The 19,487-nt window shown below is 64.8% G+C and carries 14 protein-coding genes and 2 pseudogenes; 11 read left to right on the top strand and 5 right to left on the bottom strand.

What is annotated here, in order from left to right; all coding sequences use genetic code 11:
• Nucleotides 1–39 precede the first annotated feature (39 nt).
• The gene (locus EAG14_RS13965; RefSeq protein WP_121729236.1) at nucleotides 40–1,035 is read left to right on the top strand and encodes a tripartite tricarboxylate transporter substrate binding protein; all 996 of its coding nucleotides are present in this window, start codon (nucleotides 40–42) and stop codon (nucleotides 1,033–1,035) included.
• 170 nt (nucleotides 1,036–1,205) lie between these two features.
• Nucleotides 1,206–2,521: pseudogene (locus EAG14_RS13960) on the top strand (glycerate kinase).
• Between the two features lie 63 nt (nucleotides 2,522–2,584).
• On the opposite strand, the gene EAG14_RS13955 reads toward EAG14_RS13960, so the two are convergent.
• Complete coding sequence (locus tag EAG14_RS13955) at nucleotides 2,585–2,818, bottom strand: hypothetical protein (protein WP_099654884.1); 234 nt, start codon at nucleotides 2,816–2,818, stop codon at nucleotides 2,585–2,587.
• A gap of 290 nt (nucleotides 2,819–3,108) precedes the next feature.
• Between EAG14_RS13955 and EAG14_RS13950 the strand changes: the two genes are divergently transcribed.
• From EAG14_RS13950 to EAG14_RS13935, 4 genes are all read left to right on the top strand, one after another.
• The gene (locus EAG14_RS13950; protein ID WP_121729235.1) at nucleotides 3,109–4,554 is read left to right on the top strand and encodes an IS1182 family transposase; all 1,446 of its coding nucleotides are present in this window, start codon (nucleotides 3,109–3,111) and stop codon (nucleotides 4,552–4,554) included.
• 432 nt (nucleotides 4,555–4,986) lie between these two features.
• The gene (locus EAG14_RS13945; protein ID WP_121729234.1) at nucleotides 4,987–6,063 is read left to right on the top strand and encodes an ABC-three component system protein; all 1,077 of its coding nucleotides are present in this window, start codon (nucleotides 4,987–4,989) and stop codon (nucleotides 6,061–6,063) included.
• On the top strand, nucleotides 6,060–6,548 hold the full coding sequence (locus tag EAG14_RS13940; protein ID WP_121729233.1) for an ABC-three component system middle component 2: 489 nt from the start codon (nucleotides 6,060–6,062) through the stop codon (nucleotides 6,546–6,548). The genes EAG14_RS13945 and EAG14_RS13940 overlap by 4 nt, the downstream gene beginning before the upstream one ends.
• A complete protein-coding gene (locus EAG14_RS13935) occupies nucleotides 6,545–8,413 on the top strand; it encodes a hypothetical protein (RefSeq protein WP_121729232.1) in 1,869 nt (622 codons plus the stop codon). The genes EAG14_RS13940 and EAG14_RS13935 overlap by 4 nt, the downstream gene beginning before the upstream one ends.
• A gap of 362 nt (nucleotides 8,414–8,775) precedes the next feature.
• Here EAG14_RS13935 and ggt read toward each other — a convergent pair whose 3' ends face one another.
• Together ggt and EAG14_RS13925 are read right to left on the bottom strand one after the other, a co-directional pair.
• The gene (gene ggt, locus EAG14_RS13930) at nucleotides 8,776–10,569 is read right to left on the bottom strand and encodes a gamma-glutamyltransferase (RefSeq protein ID WP_121729231.1); all 1,794 of its coding nucleotides are present in this window, start codon (nucleotides 10,567–10,569) and stop codon (nucleotides 8,776–8,778) included.
• Between the two features lie 89 nt (nucleotides 10,570–10,658).
• Nucleotides 10,659–11,378, bottom strand: a pseudogene (locus tag EAG14_RS13925) (GNAT family N-acetyltransferase); the annotation flags it as partial.
• A gap of 167 nt (nucleotides 11,379–11,545) precedes the next feature.
• Here EAG14_RS13925 and EAG14_RS13920 point away from each other — a divergent pair.
• Both EAG14_RS13920 and uraH read left to right on the top strand, forming a co-directional pair.
• On the top strand, nucleotides 11,546–13,102 hold the full coding sequence (locus tag EAG14_RS13920) for a PLP-dependent aminotransferase family protein (RefSeq protein ID WP_121729229.1): 1,557 nt from the start codon (nucleotides 11,546–11,548) through the stop codon (nucleotides 13,100–13,102).
• Nucleotides 13,103–13,331: 229 nt separating this feature from the next.
• Nucleotides 13,332–13,682, top strand: a complete 351-nt coding sequence (gene uraH / locus EAG14_RS13915; protein WP_099740669.1) for a hydroxyisourate hydrolase — start codon at nucleotides 13,332–13,334, stop codon at nucleotides 13,680–13,682.
• A gap of 150 nt (nucleotides 13,683–13,832) precedes the next feature.
• Here uraH and EAG14_RS13910 read toward each other — a convergent pair whose 3' ends face one another.
• Nucleotides 13,833–14,384 (bottom strand): hypothetical protein, encoded by a 552-nt coding sequence (locus EAG14_RS13910; protein WP_099658531.1) that lies wholly within the window; start codon nucleotides 14,382–14,384, stop codon nucleotides 13,833–13,835.
• A gap of 85 nt (nucleotides 14,385–14,469) precedes the next feature.
• Between EAG14_RS13910 and xdhC the strand changes: the two genes are divergently transcribed.
• Nucleotides 14,470–15,276 carry a xanthine dehydrogenase accessory protein XdhC gene (xdhC, locus tag EAG14_RS13905; protein WP_240457059.1) on the top strand — a complete coding sequence of 269 codons (807 nt, stop codon included), beginning with the start codon at nucleotides 14,470–14,472 and terminating at the stop codon, nucleotides 15,274–15,276.
• 221 nt (nucleotides 15,277–15,497) lie between these two features.
• On the top strand, nucleotides 15,498–16,763 hold the full coding sequence (locus EAG14_RS13900; protein WP_121729228.1) for a urate hydroxylase PuuD: 1,266 nt from the start codon (nucleotides 15,498–15,500) through the stop codon (nucleotides 16,761–16,763).
• Between the two features lie 20 nt (nucleotides 16,764–16,783).
• On the opposite strand, the gene EAG14_RS13895 is transcribed toward EAG14_RS13900, so the two are convergent.
• The gene (locus EAG14_RS13895) at nucleotides 16,784–18,631 is read right to left on the bottom strand and encodes a phosphodiesterase (RefSeq protein WP_233205329.1); all 1,848 of its coding nucleotides are present in this window, start codon (nucleotides 18,629–18,631) and stop codon (nucleotides 16,784–16,786) included.
• 258 nt (nucleotides 18,632–18,889) lie between these two features.
• Between EAG14_RS13895 and EAG14_RS13890 the strand changes: the two genes are divergently transcribed.
• Entirely contained in the window at nucleotides 18,890–19,384 is a 495-nt protein-coding gene (locus EAG14_RS13890) for a hypothetical protein (RefSeq protein ID WP_205603398.1), read from the top strand.
• The last annotated feature ends 103 nt before the right edge of the window (nucleotides 19,385–19,487 follow it).

The raw sequence follows: 19,487 nt of genomic DNA, 5'->3' as shown, positions 1-19,487 counted from the left end.
GCCGGGGCTCAACCCACCGAACGACATTGGAGACAAGCCATGACGACGTTTCACTTCACCAAGCGCCATACCTTGCGCCACCTGGCCGGTACGGCCCTGCTGTGTGCCCTGGCCAGCACGGCAGCCGCCCAGGCTTGGCCCGCCAAAACCATCAGCCTGATCGTGCCCTTTCCTGCAGGGGGCACCACCGACGTGCTGGCCCGCGCGCTGGGGCAAGAGCTGTCCAAAAGCCTGGGCCAGCCCGTCATCGTGGAGAACAAGCCCGGCGCTGGCTCCACGCTGGGCGCTGACTTTGTGGCCAAGGCCAAGCCCGATGGCTACACCCTGCTGATGGGCGCTGTGCACCACACCATTGCCACCAGCGTGTACCGCAAGCTGGCTTATGACTTTCAAAAAGACCTCGCCCCCATCACCACCGTGGCCATGGTGCCCAACGTGCTGGTGGTACAGGCCGATGCGGCCACACCCATCCGCACCGTGCCCGAGCTGATCGCCCAGGCCAAGCGCGCCCCGGGCAAGCTCACCTTTGGCTCCAACGGCAACGGCACGGGCCAGCACCTGATTGGCGCGCAGTTTGAATCCATGGCCGGGGTGCAACTGCTGCATGTGCCCTACAAGGGCAGCGGCCCCATGACGACCGACCTGCTGGGCGGGCAGATCACCATGTCGTTCGACACCATCACGCCCGTGCTGCAACACATCAAGGGGGGCAAACTGCGTGCGTTGGCGGTGACCACGGCCAAGCGCTCTGCTGCGCTGCCCGATGTGCCCACGCTGGACGAAGCCGGGCTCAAAGGCTTTGACCTGGGCACCTGGTTTGGCGTGCTGGCCCCCGCAGGCACCCCCAAAGACGTGGTCACGCGGCTGAACACCGAGATGGTCAAGATCATCCAGTCGGCCGACTTCCGCAAGAAGATGGACGACATCGGCGCCGACCCCATCGGCAACACGCCCGAGCAAATGGCCCGCCAGATCAAGGACGACACCGAGCGCTTTGCGCGCCTGGTGAAAGAGGCGAAGGTGGTGCTGGAGTAGGGCGGGGAATCGGTCTGTGGACGGCTTTCGATGGGGCATCCTGATGCTTCCAACACCCGATCGGGCTGCGCTGGTCGAAGCCTCACACGCCGATTCGATAAGCTCCGCGTGAACGGCTCAAGCAGGTTCGTGCCGGATCAATCACCCAGCCTGCACCACAATCCCAAGCCATGACCTTGCCTGACCCCCACCAGCACCCCACCGCCTTCTTGCGCCACCTGTACGACGTGGCCGTGCAGCGCGCCCAGCCTCTGCAGGGCCTTAAAGAACATCTGCCCGCCCCGCCCAAAGGCCGCACCCTGGTGCTGGGCGCAGGCAAGGCCGGGGGCTCCATGGCGCAGGCGCTGGAGGCGCTGTGGCCCGCCGACGCACCGCTCAGCGGCTTGGTCGTCACCCGCTACGACCACATCCCGCCCCGGCCGACCGGGTTGGCGCAGCGCATTGAAGTGGTGGAAGCCGCGCACCCCGTGCCCGACGCCGCAGGCCTGCAGGCGGCCGAGCGCATGCTGGCGCTGACCCAGGGCCTCACGGCCGATGACCTCGTCATCTGCCTTATCTCTGGCGGCGGCTCGGCCCTGCTCACACTGCCTGCCGACGGCCTCACGCTGGCTGAAAAGCAGCGCATCAACAAAGAACTGCTGGCCAGCGGTGCCGCCATTGGCGAGATGAACTGCGTGCGCAAGCACCTCTCGCGCATCAAAGGCGGGCGGCTCGCCGCGGCCTGCGCCCCGGCATGTGTGGTCACCCTCACCATCAGCGATGTGCCGGGCGACGACCCCTCCATCATCGCCAGCGGCCCCACGGTGCCTGACGCCAGCACCTGCGCCGATGCGCTGGCCATCCTTGCCCGCTACCGCATCACCGTGCCCCCCGCCGTGCGCGCAGCGCTGGAGGCGGGCCTGTTCGAAACCCCCAAGCCCGGCGACGCCGTGTTTGCAGGCCACGCGGTGCACCTCATCGCCACCCCCAGCAGTCGCTCGAAGCGGCAGCCCAAGCCGCCCGTGCCGCAGGCTGGGCCGCGCACATCCTGTCGGATGAAATCGAAGGCGAATCGCGCGAAGTGGGCAAGGTGCACGCCGCCCTGGCCCGCGCCGTGGCCCAGCGCGGCGCCCCCTTTGCGCGCCCCTGCGTGCTGCTGTCGGGTGGCGAAACCACCGTCACGGTGCGCCCCCGCCCCGAAGGCGCCCCCAAAGGCAGGGGCGGCCGTGCGGGTGAGTTCTGCATGGGCCTGGCCCAGGCCCTACAGGGCCAAAGCGGCGTGTGGGCCCTGGCGGCCGACACCGACGGCATCGACGGCGTGGAAGACAACGCAGGCGCCATCGTCACCCCCGACACCCTGGCCCGTGGCCGCGCCCAAGGCCTGCGCCTGGACGACCACCTGGACCGCAACGATGCCTATGGCTACTTCAGCGCACTGGGCGATTTGGTGGTGACCGGCCCCACGCACACCAATGTGAATGACTTCAGGGTGCTATTGGTTTTGTAGCTGCTCGCGCTTATCCATCAAACGCTAGAGGCCTGAAAGGCTTGGGGTTTGAAGGAGGAGGCCTCACACGGAAAGCGCCTGCTCCACGGCCGCCTTGGCTTCGTCCAGGCTGCCGAAAAACCGCATGGGCTGCGGCGTGGCCTTGGGTAAATGCGCTGGTGGCGGCCACAGCCGCTCTCCGGCCCAGGTGGCATTCCAGCCGCCAATGTCTTTGCCTTTGAGGGTACAGATGGCTTGCCCATCGACCATTGCGACCCAGCTGGTGGGTGGCTGTTGAGTCCAGCTGACGTGTGCCATAGCGCCTTTGCGTGGTGGATTGGGCTCAGTGTAGGGACGGTGGCGGGATGGCGGGCACTCTGGACAACCCTGAGGGGTGGGGTGCGTGCAACAGGTGAGGGACCGCGTGTTGCTGCGTTTGGAGCCGGCCAGGCTTTTTCTTTCTGGAGTAAGCGCTGCATTTGGTCAGGTGCAATCGGTCGCAACACGCGCTTGGCCGACTGCTCCAGGCCGAGGCTGTGTGAAAACCCCACCCACGATTGCAGCTCAAAACTAAAATTATGGGCACCCGATTCAAGCGAGGTGCCCCCATGAAGCGATTCATCGAAGGCGAAGACCGACAGCAGGTCACCCTGCTGCCTGAGTGCCTGGACGACTACATCGGCGAGGACAACCCAGTGCGGGTTGTCGATGTCTTTGTCGAAGAGTTGAATCTTCGGGCACTCGGCTTTGAAGGCGTTGATCCTGCGCTCACGGGTCGGCCCGCATATCACCCTGGCGTACTGCTCAAACTGTACATCTACGGGTACTTGAACCGCATCCAGTCGAGCCGCCGGCTGGAGCGCGAAGCCCAGCGCAATGTCGAGCTGATGTGGCTGACCGGGCGCCTTGCGCCAGACTTCAAGACCATCGCCGACTTCCGTCGAAGCAACGGCGCTGGCATCCGCAACGTCTGCAAGCGCTTCATCGCCATGTGCCGGCAGCTGAACCTCTTCTCGCAGGCCGTCGTGGCGATTGACGGCAGCAAGTTCAAGGCCGTCAACAGCCGCGACCGCAACTTCACACCCGGCAAGATCGAAGCCCGCCAGCAGCAGATCGAGCAGAGCATCCAGCGTTATCTGGACGCGCTGGAGACGGCCGACCGCACGCAGCCTACAGAGGTTGAAGCCAAGGCAGAACGACTGCAGGAGAAGCTAAAAAAGTTGCGTGAGCAGATGCGGCAACTCGATGGGCTCAAGGAGCAATTGAAGAACCTGCCCGATAGCCAGATATCACTCACCGACCCCGATGCACGTTCGATGGCCACCCAGGCCAAGGGATCGGGCCTGGTGGGCTACAACGTGCAGACCGCTGTCGATGCCAGGCACCATCTGATCGTCGCGCACGAGGTCACTCACGTCGGCAATGACCGCGCGCAGTTGCACAACATGGCCTGCGCTGCAGAACAGGCCATGGGAGGCGAGAACCTGCAAGCCTTTGCCGACCGAGGCTACTTCAGTGGTCCGCAGCTCAAGGCCTGCGAAGACGCTGGTATCACGACCTTCGTGCCCAAACCGATGACGTCCAACGCAAAGGCCGAAGGGCGCTTCGACAAAGCCGACTTCATCTACATCGCCAAGGATGACGAGTACCAATGCCCTGCAGGCGAGCGTGCGATCCATCGGTTCAAAACAATCGAGAAAGGCCTGAATCTGAGCGTCTATTGGTCAAGTGCCTGCCTAAAGTGTCCGCTCAAATCCAAGTGCACGACCAGTAGCAACCGGCGCATTCGCCGATGGGAGCACGAAGAGGTTCTGGAGCGCGTTCAGCAACGATTGGACAGTAACCCCGATGCCATGACGTTGCGAAGGTCAACCGTGGAGCACGTCTTCGGCACGCTCAAGCACTGGATGGGCGCAACGCACTTCCTGATGAAGACCCTCAAGCACGTGGGCACAGAGATGAGCCTTCATGTGCTGGCCTACAACCTCAAGCGGGTGATGGGCGTGATGGGCATCACGCAGATGATACAGGCGATGCGGGTGGTCAAGGCGTGATGCCTTTGTTGGCATTTAGCAGCTGACAAAGGCTTCGGAAGGGCGTCAAAAGGCTTCAGGTGCGCCAGAAACGGCACTACAGCCATGCTGGTGAAGAATGCGGTGCAAGGCTGCGGTACAGGGCTGGCCCACATGCTCGTTAAGCGTTTCCACACAGCCTCGGCTGATTGCGGACGTTCGCCTGCGTCTGCTTTGCTGCACCTAGGTGCTGGATAACTAGTCCACGCCTGCACGCCACCGCCCATCCGTAACACGTGACTGTTGATGATGGTTGTCGCGACCTCGGCATGGGCCCGTAGTTCCTGCGCGATGCGACTATCTCTGTACCCCTTCAACTAGTGCCGGCGGATGGTGCCCACACTACCGCCACCCTGGCAAAATCCGAGCTTGCGTGATCGCTAAAAATATCGCACCAGGGACAAGTCCAAATCTATGCCACCAAAACCAGGCACGACTCGCAAGTCGCGGAAGACCCAGCATGTAACCGCAGGCGGTGTCATCCAGCCATCCTCGCAAGTTCTTCTGCTGAACCCTGATCAGTGGGAGGAGTTCATTTTGGCAGCCGCGCGCCAGCGAGTGCATTCAGGCGGCGCCCAATATGCGGCGATCAAGCGGCTAGGTGGGGCGGGCGACGGCGGCCGCGACATCGAGGCGCGGTATGGTCCGGCGTTGGTGCGTGATGGGTGGGACTTGTACCAGGCCAAGCACTACAAGCAGGGGCTGACGCAGAGCGACGCATTTCCGGAGATGGCGAAGTTCTTCAAGCAGTTGGCCTTGAAGACCTACCCGCGTCCAAATTTCTACTACTTCTGCTGCCCGCATGCGGTGGGCAACGAGCTCCACAACACGATGGCCTCTGGGGCCGCTGCCTTCAAGGCAAAGTTCATCGATGCATGGAAGAACGAGAACACAGGCATGAAGGGCAGAGCCGCCGAGTTGACCAAGGAAGTCCAGGCGGCAATCGACGATTTCGACTTTGACCGCTTCATCGAGTGCCCGGTGCATGACCTGTTGGCCTGGCACGCGCTCGACAAGGCCGCCCACTATCAACAGTTCGGAATCGTGCCGGAACGCGGCGACGATGATCCGATGCCAGCCCAGCCCGCTGGGCACGAGAGCGTATACGTCGACGAACTCTTGCGCGTCTACAGCGAGCACAAAGCATCGCCCGTCGCCCTTGCTGACCTCCAGGGCAGCGAGTACGAAGACCACTTCGATTCGCATCGACAAGTCTTCTATTGCGCTGAGGGACTGCAACGATTCAGTCGCGACATATACCCCAACGAGCCCGAGTTCGAGCGGTTGTTAGACATGGTCCATGCGGGCGTCCGCCCCACGGTCGCCCAACTCCGCCTAAAGACGGGTATGGAACGGGTCGACGCTGCCGTAGAAAAGGCGTCGACGCTGCAGGTCCAGGAGAGCCGTCTGTCTCTCCAGCTTCGTGGGGGGGACCTGCCCGGCACCTGCCATCACCTCGCCAACGCCGGTAGGCTGAAGTGGGTCAAGTGAAAAAGTCCAAGCCTCTCGCCGCTTTCAACTCGCCGTTCGAACTGGGTGTTCGGATGGTGTATCTGCTCAATTCCTTGCAGCCGGCCGGCGCCGACCTCCAAAAACTGGTCCTGCTCGACTACGCCATCGTGTATTCAGACGATCTCGGTGGGCCACCTAGCCTTCACACGCCTGTGCCCTACCGTGGCAGCGAATACATGAGTCGCCGTGACCTCATTGCACAAGGCCTATACCTGATGAGCACCCGCGGTCTCGTCGCCGTGGTCATGGATGAGGCCGGCATCACCTACTTCGCCGGTGACACCGCTAGAAGCATGGTCGGCGCGTTGACGTCACCCTACCTGCGTGAGTTGGAAGGCCGGTGCCGCTGGGCGGCCACCACCTTCGCCACCCTAAGCTCGAGAGACATGACCGAGAGATTCGCCCAACAAGGCTATCTGTGGGGGGCCGAATTTGAAGGTGCCGCCGCGAGGGAGCACCAATGACAATAACGCTGAAGCACCTGTCGGTTCATGGTCCGGGCCTCTTGCCCGCCGTTGTCGTCTTTGATGGTCGACGCACCCTCATCCGCGGCCCGAGTGATACAGGTAAGTCGCACATCTGGAAATGCATTTGGTTCCTACTGGGCGGCACCGCGACACTCGAACAGTTTCCGGAGTCGCAGGGATACGACTCGCTGGAGCTCGCCTTCCTGCATGGTGAGCATGAATACCTTGTTCGCAAGGCGATGTCTGGCGGTGCCGCGCGCGTTCTGGTGCGATTGGACGATCTTTGGGTTCCGGACGGTACCCCGAACCCGCTCGAAGACGTCAATCAGGATCTTGGCGAGCTGCTCGTCCAGCTGTCTGGCGCTGCAGGCAAACAGGTGCTTCGCAAGCGAAGTGAAAAAGGTCCCATTACTGGTGACGACCTGCGGCATTGGGCGCTCCTCTCCCAGCCCGGAATGATTTCCGAGGACGCGACGAAGGGTAAGGGTCATGGCAAGGACAAGCACGTCTCGTCCTTCTCGCTGTTCCTGAGCGGCCTTGATGACTCCGCGGTCGAGCTCTATAAGACCGCTTCCGAAAAAGACCAGGCCAAGGGAAGATTGGCGGCGGCCGAGGCGGAACTGGCGCGCCTTCAGGGAGTGATTCCAGCGGACACAGATCGAGCATCCGCCGTTGCAGCCTTGGCGCAAGTCGATGAGCGGCTGGACATGTTTGCCACGCAACTCCAGGCGCGTTCTTCTGTTCTGAAGGAGCTGCGGCAGCAGATATTTGCGGAGGGAGAAGCCCTGAGTACCGCGATGACACAACAGGCCAGTGCAACGTCGATGCGCGAACGCTTCACGCTGCTGGACCTGAAGTATTCGAGCGACCTTGCCCGGCTCGGAGCCACGGACGAAGGCATCCAGTTCTTCGAGGCCTTGACGGAGACTCCCTGTCCACTCTGCGGCACGTCGGTAGAACAGCACGTCGATCCCGGAAACCTGAAGCCTCGGGCGCCAATAAAGTACCGCGACGCGATCGCGGCCGAGGCGGAAAAGATCCGCGCACTCCGTCGCGGACTGCAGCCATCCCTGGCCCAAGAACAGACGCGTCTCGCCGCCGCAACTGCTGATGTGCAACGGCTTACGACATCGCTGAAGGCATTGGAGGAACAGGAGAAGGCCGTGCTTCGTAGTGCATCGCTGGAGTTCGACTCAGACCCACGCGAACTCGCCGAGTCCCATACGCGGTTGTCATCACTCATCGACGCATTTGATGAGACCGTTCGGCTGACGGCGGCAATCGACCACCTCAAGGAAGCCACGAAACAGAAGCAGACGGCCCTCGTTCGAAACATTGGACAGCACGGCGACGACGTCGGGGCGATCGCACGCCAGATGCTCAACGACTGGGGGTTCACGTCCATCCAGTCTGTATACGTCGACCCGAAGGCCTGCGACCTGGTCATCGATGGCCGCAGACGCCTCAGCTATGGCGCGGGCAAGCGTGGCCTGTTCCTGTCCGCTATGACGATAGCCTTGATGCAGCATGCTCTAAGAAGTGGGCACCCTCACCTCGGCGTCGTCGTGCTGGATTCGCCGCTGAAAGCCTACGCCCAGAAAGAGTCGCCGGACAAGGACCGGGAGATCCCCACAGCCACGGTGAACACGAGCTTTTACGCTTGGCTTTCCCGCTTCCAAGGCCCCGGCCAAATCGTCGTTCTGGAAAACGAACCGGTGGATCCGGTCACGGCCCGCGCTTTGGACGCTATCGAGTTCACCGACGACTACGCCCGCGGACGGCAAGGGTTCTATCCGCCCAGACCGATGATTGCTCCGCCGCCAGGGCCGAGCGACGGGGCCGAGTTCGACGAACTTGCGTAAGTCGCCACTCGTGCTCCCGATCCACGACGCCAGCTGACCAGCGCGCGCCACCATTAGACGTAGGCCTGCCGAGGTCGGTGGAGTCTCAGTCGGTGAAGTCGCTGCGCTTCTGCCCCCGAGAGAGTTCGATACGGGGGACTGAACGGCTGCTTCTGGGGGCTCAGTTCGACGAAGCGACAGACCGCAACCTCTGCAATGCGGTCATTCACGGTAACTGACGCAAGGCCAGCTTTGGGCTCAGATCTGCCCCCCGCGTGTGGACGGAAACGCGAGTGTCCATCACGAAAAAGGGCCGCACATCGTGCGGCCCTTTTGCTTATCCCAGCGCACCCACCTCCCAGCAGGCGCGCAGTCATCAGCCCTCAATACCCCAACGTCTGCCCATCCGGGTTGCGCGGATCAGAGTACCCATACAGCAGCCCGTTGCGGATCTGGATGGTTTGCGTGCGGCCCATTGATGCCTTCACGGCGATGTTGTGGCCGCGTTGCTTGAGCAGGGCCAGGGTGTCGGGCGAGAGGCCCTTTTCCACGCGCAGTTCGTCGGGCGTCCACTGGTGGTGGATGCGCGGCGCGGCGGCGGCTTCAGCGGGGTTGTTGGCAAAGTCGATGGTGTTCACCACGGTTTGCAGCACGGTGGTGATGATGCGGGCGCCGCCAGGGCTGCCGGTGACCAGCGTGGGTTTGCCGTCTTTCAGCACCAGGGTGGGCGTCATGGAGGACAAGGGGCGCTTCTTGGCGGCCACGGCGTTGGCGTCGCCGCCGACCAGGCCGTAGGCGTTGGCCACGCCGGGCTTGGCCGAGAAGTCGTCCATCTCGTTGTTCAGCAAGATGCCGGTGCCCTTGGCGACGATGCCGCTGCCAAAGTTGGTGTTCAGCGTATAGGTCACGGCCACGGCGTTGCCCGCCTTGTCCACCACCGAGTAGTGGGTGGTCTGGTCGCTTTCATACGGCTGGGGCTGGCCGGGCTTGATTTCCTTGGCGGGGCGGGCGCGGTTGCCGTCGATGGTCTTGGCCAGCGATTCGGCGTAGCGCTTGGAGGTCAGGCCCTTCAGGGGAATCTTCACAAAGTCGGGGTCGCCCAGGTACTCGGAGCGGTCGGCATAGGCCAGCTTGCTGCTCTCGGCCATGTAGTGCAGCGTCTGGGCGCTGTTCTGGCCCCACTGGGCCAGGGGCCACTGCTCCAGCATGTTCAAAATTTGCACCAGGTGCGTGCCGCCGGAGGAGGGTGGAGGCATGGTCACCACTTCATAGCCACGGTAGGTGCCGCGCACGGGTTCGCGCTCGGCCACCTTGTATTCGCGCAGGTCTTGCAGCGTCACAGCGCCAGCGTGCGGCGCGGTTTCTGCGGCAATCTTCTGGGCGATGGCGCCTTCGTAGAAGGCTTTGGCGCCTTGCTGCGCGATCAGGCGCATGGATTGGCCCAGGTCTTTTTGCACCAGCAGGTCGCCGCGCTTGAGGGGCTCACCGTTCTTCCAGAAGATCTCGGTGGTGGCGGGCCACTGGCCCATGTTCTTCTTTTCTTGCTGCAGGATCTTGGCCAGCGTTTCGCTGACGGGGAAGCCCTTTTCTGCCAGTGCAATCGATGGCGCAATCACCTTGTCGAGCGGCAGGGTGCCCCATTTTTTCAGCGCATGCTCCATGCCGGCCACCGTGCCGGGCACGCCCACGGCGTAGTGGGTGTAGAGCGACTTGCCGTTGATGACGTTGCCCTTGTCGTCCAGGTACATGTTGCGGCTGGCCTTGAGGGGGGCCACTTCGCGGAAGTCCAGCGCCACGGATCTGCCCGTCTTGGCGTCGTGCACCATCATGAAGCCGCCACCGCCGATGTTGCCCGCGTTGGGCAGCGCCACGGCCAGCGCAAAGCCAATGCCCACGGCAGCATCGACGGCGTTGCCACCGGCTTTCAGAATGTCCAGCCCGATGCGCGAGGCCAGCTCTTGCTCGGTGGCCACCATGCCGTTGTTGGCCACCACGGGGTGGAACACGTCCATGTCGAAGTCATAAGCGGCGCTGGCGGCTGCAGCGGCGGCCGTTTGCTGCACGGCGGGCGCAGCAGCAGGGGTTGCAGTGGCTTGCGGTGGGGTCGAGCCGCAGGCTGCAAGGCTGGCCAAGGCCAGCGCAAGGCTGGCGGACAGCAGGGTTTGCCGGATGTTCATTCAGTCATCTCCTGGTTGCTGAGGGTTGGGTGTGCCAGTGTAGGGCGGTTGGGGCCCTGTGCAATGTTGCTGGTGTACCCGCCTCAATCAGCCCCCGGCAGCGCCGCGCGGATGGCCGCAAGCGACTGGTGCTGCTGGCCTTGCGCGCCCAGGTTGCTCTCGCTCAGCCAGGTCTGCAGCGCTGCGCGCACGGCAGGCCATTCGGCATCGGTGATGGAAAACCAGGCCGTGTCGCGGGTGCGGCCTTTGTAGACCAGGGCTTGGCGAAAGATGCCTTCAAACTGAAAACCCAGCCGCAGCGCGGCGCGGCGCGAGGGCTCGTTCAGGCTGTCGCACTTCCACTCGTAGCGGCGGTAGCCCAAGGTGTCGAAGGCGTAGGCCATGAGCAAGAACTGCGCTTCGGTGGAGGCGGGGGTTTGCTGCAGCAGCGGCGAGAAAGTGACATGGCCCACCTCAATGCAGCCATGGGTGGGGTCGATGCGCATCAGCGACAGGGTGCCCACGGGCTTGCCGGTGGCGGTGTCGATCACTGCAAAGTGGCGCGGGTCGGTGCTTTGCGCGGCCGCTTCGGCATGGCGGCGGTACTCGTCTTCGCTGGCGAAGGGGCCGATGAACAGGTAGGTCCAGTTGCGGCCGTCGGGTGCGGTTTGGTAGGCGGCAAACAGGTCTGCGGCGTGGCGGGCCGCGTTCAGTGGCTCCAGATGGCAAAACCGGCCCTTCAGCGTGACGCCGGTGGGCGCAGGCCGAGGGCTCCAGTGGGGCATGGGCTCGCCGATGGGTTGGCCGTATTCGTTGGTGCGTTGGGTCATGGTGGCTGATGGCAAGTGATGTGAGGGAGATGGCCAAAGGATGCACGCAAGGTGGTGCACCGGAGTGCCACTTTAGAATGCCAGTGGCTCTGCAAAAAGAGCCATATAGGATTCATTTGATGGTGCCACGATGGCGTCATCGTTCGCTCCATCCGGGCCCCACATCCATGTCAGAACTTCATGTGTCACCTGTGGCCGATGTGCTGCTGCAAACCCCCCTGCTGCGCGGGCCGGGCGCCGAGCCCTTGCAGCGCCAGTTGCTGCAGCGGCTGCGCTCAGCGATATGGGCGGGACGCCTGCCTGCGGGGTGCCGTCTGCCGGGCTCGCGTGCGCTGGCGGTGGATTTGGCGGTGTCGCGCAACAGCGTGACGGCCGTGTACGAGCAATTGGGGGCTGAGGGCTACATCGAGCCGAGCCGCCAGGGCACGCGGGTGGCGGCGCTGGGGCGGGGCAACGCAACGGCCCAGGCTGGGCAGGCGGTGGGGGCTGGCCCTGCGGTGCCGTCACCGAGCGTGGCCGGGCAGGCCGTGGGGCAGATGGCCGAACGGGTGGCCCGCGTGCGCCCTGGCCCTGCGGCCACTGCGACCACGGTGGGTGTGGGCGTGGGGGCTGCCCCGGGCGGTGCGCAGGCGTTTCGCCCTGGCGTGCCAGCGCTGGCACGCTTCCCGATGAGCGCCTGGAAGCGATCGGTAGACCGGGCCTACCAGCGCGGCGGGGTCAGCGCCCTGGGCTATGGCGACCCGGCGGGTGAGCCCGCTTTGCGCCAGGCTTTGTCGCACCACCTGGCGGTGGCGCGGGGTGTGCTGTGCACGCCCGAGCAAGTCGTCATCACCGAAGGTGCGCAAGAGGCCCTGGCCCTGTGCGTGCGGCTGGTGGCCAACCCTGGCGACACCGCCTGGCTGGAAGACCCCGGCTACCGGGGCGCGCAAACCGCCTTTGCCTGCGGCGACATGAACCTGGTGCCCATGCCCGTGGATGGCGCCGGGCTGGCGGTGCCCGAGGGCGCCTGGGCCGCGCAGCCGCCCCGGCTGGTGTACACATCGCCTTCGCACCAATACCCCACCGGGGCCGTGCTGTCGGCGGCGCGGCGCCTGGCGCTGATCCAGCAGGCGCAGCGCCATGGCGCGTGGTTGATTGAGGACGACTACGACAGCGAGTTTCGCCACGCGGGCGAGCTGATTGGGGCCATGCAGGGCTTGCAGCCCGGTGCGCCCGTGCTGTATGTGGGCACGTTCAGCAAGACGCTGTTCCCAGCACTGCGGCTGGGGTTTGTGGTGCTGCCCGCTGCGCTGGCGGCACAGGCCCACACGCTGCTGCACGAGACGCTGCGCGGCGGCCACCGTTTTGAGCAACTGGCACTGGCCGACTTCATCGACACGGGCCAGTTCACCCGCCACCTGGGGCGCATGCGACGCCTGTACCGCCGCCGCCAACAAGCCCTGCGCGAGGCCCTGGCCCAGCACATGGCCGTGCCACACCAGGTGCTGGGGGGCGACAGTGGCATGCACCTGACGGTGCAACTGCCACCCGATTGCCCCGACACGGCCCTGGCCGAAGCCGCCCGCGCCTACGACATGGCGCCCGCGCCGCTGTCACGCTTTGCGCTGGTGCCACGGCCGGGCTGCAATGGGCTGGTGCTGGGCTATGGCAACACGTCTGAATCGCAGTACCCGGCGCTGGTGCAGCGCCTGTCGGCCCTGGCATTGCAGGCGCTGCAGGGTTGACCGCAGCCCGTTGGGGCGGGCATGAAACCTGCTGAACGTTGAGCGCAGCGGGCGGGGCGATTTCGTGCGGGCGCGTGTTTTGATGAACACAAACTGCATACACTTTGGGAATCCATCACTGCACGCACAGGGGGGCGGCGCGGACCCCGTGGTCCGCCGTCTGCCTGGGGCATTGCTGCCCAGAGCCGCTTTTGCTTTCTTTGTTTGACCCACTTGCCGGAGACACACCATGGGCCTCAGCACCCACGTTTTAGACACCATGCACGGCTGCCCCGCTGCGGGTATGGGGGTGCGCCTATATGCCACCCAGGGCGAGCAGGCCACGCTGATCAAGGCACTGGTGCTCAACCACGATGGGCGCACCGACGCGCCTTTGTTTGACAACGCCAGCCTGCGCACGGGCACTTACCGGCTGACGTTTGATGTGGCGGGGTACTTCAAGGCCCGGGGCGTTGCGTTGCCCGAGCCGAATTTTCTGAACCAGGTGAGCCTGGACTTTGGCATTGCCCATGCCGACCAGCACTACCACGTGCCCCTGCTGGTAAGCCCCTGGAGCTATTCGACCTACCGGGGGTCTTGAGTCTTGGGGTGCTACCAGGTCTTTGTGCTACTTAATTGATAGCTGCTTGCGCTTATTGAATGCGCCTTAGAGGGGTTTTTGCCATCAATCAACCCATGAAGGCGGCCGCAGCGCCCGCCTCCATGGCCACCCACACGTTCAGCCAGACGCTCAGTGCTGGCCTTCGGTGAGGGTGTCGAGCTGGAAATTGCCGCTCTTGTCCCACAGCCAGGTGTCGATGTAGGTCACTTTGCCCATGCGGCTGGGCGTGGGGTAGGGGGCGGCGGCGCGCACGGTGCGCTCAATCTCTGCCACCACCTCGGGCGCGTGGCGGGGGGCGCGGGCCCAGTGCAGGCGGGCCACGCGGCCCTGGCGGTCAATGTCTACCTCCAGCACGCCAATGGCGTACAGCATGGCGGGCAGTTTGCCTTGGTAGATGCGCTGCTGGTTTTGGCTGTAGAGGTGGGCCGCGGCATCCTTGCGGTAGTCGCGTGCGGAGATGGCGGCAGACGCTTTGGGCGCCACCACCGTGGCAGTCAGGGGCGCCGCCGCAGAGTCGCGGGCGGGCATCTTGCTGTCTTGCACCGCGGGCGCCTCAGGCGGGGGTGACTTGCAGGCGGCCAGTGCGGCCATGGCGCTGGCCAGCAGCCAACGCAGCCAGCTGGGGCGGGCGCCCTGGGCACGTTGCGCACGCTGGGCGCTTGAGGGTGGGGTGGATGGCATGCTGGGCGTGGAGTTTGAAAACTCGAAACACAGGGGTTGCATGCGGTACTGCCGCGTGCAACCTTTGAAAGGTGAAAGGGCCGATGTGACGGATGTACGTTTGCTGGCGGAGGCGCTACAGGGTGGCGCAAGCGCTTGGCTGGTGAGGGTGGAGTCTACCGAAGGCTCGGCCCCAAGGGAACCCGGGGCCTGGATGGCGGTGCTGGCCGACCGCGTGATCGGCACCATTGGCGGTGGCCACCTGGAGCACCAGGCCATGGCCGATGCGCGCCGCCGCCTGGCGGGAGAGCCCGGCGAGCCGCAGATGCGCTACGCCCTGGGCCCGGCCCTGGGCCAGTGCTGCGGCGGGGTGGTGCACCTGCAGTTTGAGGCGCTGGGCCCGGCGGACGCCGCCGGCCTGCCTGAGCGGCTGCAATGCCCGCGCACGCCCGTGGCCCTGTTTGGCGGTGGCCATGTGGGCCACGCCCTGGCGCGGGTGCTAGCGCCGCTGCCCTTTGCACTGACGTGGATCGACAGCCGCGACGGCATCTTCCCGCCCGCACCGCCCGAGGGCGTGGTCTGCGAGCATTCCGAGCCCGTGCACATGGCCGTGCCCACGCTGCCAGCGGGCTCGCGGGTGCTCATCATGAGCTTCAGCCACGCCGAAGACCTGGACGTGGTGGCCGCTTGCCTGCGCCGCCAGCGGCAGCAGCAGGATCTGCCCTTCATCGGCCTGATTGGCAGCAAGACCAAGTGGGCCACCTTCTCGCACCGGCTGGCCGAGCGTGGCTTCAGCGCCGCCGAGCTCGCGCAGGTGACCAGCCCGATAGGCGTGCCCGGCATCTACGGCAAGCAGCCTGAAGTGATTGCCGTGGCGGTGGCCGCGCAATTGCTGCAGACCCTGACGCCGTAGCGGGCCACGCGGCTTACTTGACGGGGCCGAATCTGGAACAATTCGTGCATACACTTTTGGGTGTTATCGGTCGGTGATTTTCGGTCGCAGCGGTGCCCCGGCCCGCCGGTCTTTCTTTTGTGGAAAGGCCAGCCAGCCAAGGTGCGCGACCTTCGTTTTCTGCTCAGAGCGCCCGCAGTGGTGAGCAGGTTTGCGGCGCCCTGCGCTGCCAAGGTTGAGATATGGAAAGCTACGTTCTCGACTGGGCCAACCTGCTGTTGCGCTGGGTCCATGTCATTACCGCCATCGCCTGGATTGGCTCGTCGTTCTACTTCGTCTTTTTGGACAGCAGCCTCACGCCGCCCGAAGACGAAGACCTCAAAAAGCAGGGCGTGAGCGGCGAGCTGTGGGCCGTGCATGGCGGCGGGTTCTACCACCCGGTCAAGTTCGCCGTGTCGCCGCCCAAGCTGCCGGGCCACCTGCACTGGTTCTTTTGGGAGAGCTACAGCACCTGGCTCAGCGGCTTTGCGCTGTTCACGGTGTCGTACCTCTACAGCGCCAGCACCTACCTCATCGACAAGTCGCGCATGGACTGGGCGCCCGCCACGGCGATTGCGGTGGCTCTCGGGTTCTTCGTGGTGTTCTGGCTGCTGTACGACGCGATTTGCCGCATCTTTGGCCAACGCAAGAACGGCGACGCCATCGTGGGCGCGCTGGTGTTTGGGCTGGTATGCATTGCCGCCTGGCTGGCCTGCCACTGGTTTGCAGGCCGCGCGGCCTTTTTGCTGGTGGGCGCGATGATCGCCACAGCCATGAGCGCTAACGTGTTCTTCTGGATCATCCCCGGCCAGCGCACGGTGGTGGCGCAGATCAAGGCCGGGCAGCCGGTCGACCCGATCCACGGCAAGCGCGGCAAGCAGCGCAGCGTGCACAACACCTATTTCACGCTGCCGGTGCTGTTTGCCATGCTCAGCAACCACTACAGCTTCACCTGGAACCACCCGCAAAACTGGCTGGTGCTCATCTTGATGATGTTTGCGGGCGCGGCCATTCGCCAGTTCTTCGTGATGCGCCATGGCTACAAGCTGGGCCGCAATGGCAACCCGCTGCCCTACGCGCTGGTGGGCGTGGCCGTCATTCTGGGCGCCATTGTGTGGATGCGCCCGGTGCCTGTGGCGCTGGTGCCCGTATCTGCACCTATGTCTGCTCCTGTTTCAGGAGCTGCTAGCGCAGGTGCAGCAAGCGCTACAGGCCAAAATGATGCCAAGGCTGACTTTGCAGCGGTGCAAGCGGTGCTGGAGCAGCGCTGCTACCTGTGCCATGGCGCGCAGGTGCAGATGAAGAACCTGCGGCTGGACTCGCCCGCTTTGGTCAAGCAAAACGCCCAGGCGGTGTACCAGCAGGCGGTGGTGCAAAAGCTCATGCCCATGAACAACGCCACGCAGATCACCGACGCCGAGCGCGCGCTGATTGGGCGTTGGTTTGAGGCGGGCGCGCAGGTGCCCTGAAGGGGGCGCTGACGCAGACCTCAGGCCGCCAGCGCGCTCAGGTCTGAGGGCGCCAGCCCGCTGTGCAGCACCACCCCGGCAGAGGTTTGCTTGGCTTCGTGCTTGGCCACGGCGGCCAGGTTGGCCACCTCTTCGGCATGCCGAAAGCGCCCCGGTGTGATGTGCACCGCACCCATGGCCAGCGTGGTGCACGGAAAGAACCGGGGCACGCCGTGCCGGTCTTCGGCCTGGATGCCGCCCGCCCGCTGCGCTGCCTCGTCAAACAGGGCCAGGGCTTCGCGGGCAAAGTCCTGCACGATGTTCTTGCAGCGCTGGCGCCAGTTGCTGCTCTGAAAGATCAGCATGAAATCGTCTCCACCCACATGGCCCACAAAGTCGCGCCGCGCATCGCAGTGCGTGGTGGCCAGGCGCGCCACCAGCCGGATCATCTGGTCGCCGCGCCAGTAGCCGTAGTGGTCGTTGAAGGGCTTGAAGTGGTTCAGGTCGGCGTAGCAGGCGACGAACTCGGTGCCGTTGTCCAGCAGCCGCTGCATGTGCAGGCTGATGGGGATGTTGCCCGGCAAGAACGTGAGCGGGTTGGCGTGGCGGGCGGCCTCGATGCGCGTTTCGGTCACCGCGCGCACCAGCTGGTCGCCCGTGCCCAGGCCCAGGTAGCGGCCGTTGTCGGTGACGATGTAGCCGTCGCTCAGGTAGCGCTGGTCTTGCGATGTGAGGATGCCCACCAGCTGCTCCACATCGCAGTCCAGCTCCACCACGCGGGGGGCGGTGTTGGCAAACGCCAGGCAGGGCTTGCGGCCATGCACCTCGCGAAAGTACAGCGTGGCGTAGTGGTTCATGAACTGCTGGCGGTTGATGAGGGCCACGGGCCGCGTGCCGTCCACCACCGCCAGCGCGTGCAGCTCGGTGCGCTCATGGAACATGGCGGCCACCGCATCGTTGCTGGTGGTGGGGGCCACGGGCGGGGCCTGCACCACCAGCAGGCTGCGCAAAATGCTGGGCCGCGCCATCTGCCCCAGGTGCGGCAGCACGGCCACGCGGCGGTCGTGCAGCACTTCCAGCGCCGGGCCGTCCACGGCATCGCGCGGGGCCAGCGCGGGGCGGCCCAGCAGCCAGCCTTGGCCAAAAGGAATGTCCAGGTCGCGCAGCGCCCGCAGGTCGTCGCGGGTTTCAATGCCTTCGGCAATCAGCGTGGTGCCAAACACATCGGCAATGCCTTTGATGGCCTGCAGCATTTGCAGGTTGTCGGGCCGATCGCTGATCTCGCGGATGAAGTATTTGTCGATCTTCACGAAGTCGGGCTTGACCTCGGACCACAGCCGCAGGCTGGAGCGGCCATCGCCAAAGTCGTCGAGCGCCATGCGTGCGCCGCAGGCGTGCACCGCGTCAATCGCCTGGCGCAGCAAGGGCATGTCGGTCACGCGCTCGTGCTCGGTGATTTCCAGCACCAGCATGCGGGCGCTCAGGCCCAAGCTGCGCACGGCCTCGCCCAGCCGCTGGGCCCCGATCAGGCCCACGCCGTGCACCAGGGCGTCGGCGCTGATGTTCACAAACAGCCGCCCGGGCGCGGCCTGCTCGCTCCACTGCGCCAGGGCCGTGAAGGCGCAAAACAGCTCAAAGTCTTGGAGAATGCCCTCGCTGCTGGCCTGGGCCAGCAGGGCATCGGGTGTATGCAGGGGCGTGCCCTGCGGGCCACGGATCAGCGCTTCGTGTGCGTAGATGCTGCCCTCGCGCAGGTCTGCCAGGGGCTGATAGACGCAGTGCAGCCCGCCCTCGCGCATCAACCGGGCCAGCGCGCCCGTGCCATGGCGTGCAGCGGGCGACAGCTGCGCCACCATCGCCTCTCGTCGGCTGCACTGAATGTTTTGCATCGCGTGTGTTGGATCCCTGAGCAGGGGCTGACGATAGCGGCGACTTGTGACAATGTGGTTACAAATGGAGAAAAGAAGGGGAGATGGCCGCAGCCCCTCTGCCCTCATATGCCCGCTGCTGCAGCGGATACTTCCAGTCCGTCCCCAGGGGCGGTGTCTTCTGACAAACCCCACCAGACCTCACACCACCACGCTGCCATGCGCCTTTCAAAACACCGACCCCTCCCCGCCGCACAGAGGCCAGGCACTGCAGCCCGCTTGCGCGGCCAGCTTCTGGCGCTGGTGGCCCCGCTGGTTTTGGCAGGCTGTGCCTCGGTGGCGGCCCCCACCTCGATTGCGCCCTTCAGCACCGATGGGTGCAGCCTGTTTCCAAACCGATCACCCGCCATGCCGGCGGATTGGTGCGACTGCTGCCTGGCCCATGACCTGGCCTATTGGCGCGGCGGGCCTGAGGAGGCGCGCCTGCAGGCAGACCTGGCCTTGAAGACCTGTGTGGAGCAAAGGACCGGCAACCCGGGCCTGGCCCAGACCATGTTTCTGGGCGTGCGGGCGGGCGGCGGGCCGCAGGTGCGCACCCCGTTCCGCTGGGGCTATGGCTGGCCGTATGGGCGGGGCTACCGGGGCTTGACGCAGGCCGAGGCTGCCGATGTGAGCGCCCAGGAGGAGGCATACCGCGCCACCAACCCCAGCTTGCAGTGCCAGGGTGGCGGGCAGGGCGCTGGGGGCGTTGCACCGGTGCGCTGCAGTCCCTGATTTGCTATTTATTTTATAGCTGCTAGCGCTTATGGATTGAGCGCTGGGTGCCAATTTGCCTTGTATTGTGCAGATTTGCCCCAGCGCAAAGCCGCCCAAGAAA

The organism is Acidovorax sp. 1608163, from assembly GCF_003669015.1.
Taxonomy (GTDB): domain Bacteria; phylum Pseudomonadota; class Gammaproteobacteria; order Burkholderiales; family Burkholderiaceae_C; genus Acidovorax.
Note: the sequence above shows the minus strand (reverse complement) of the source record. Positions and strands in the feature narration are given on the sequence as shown.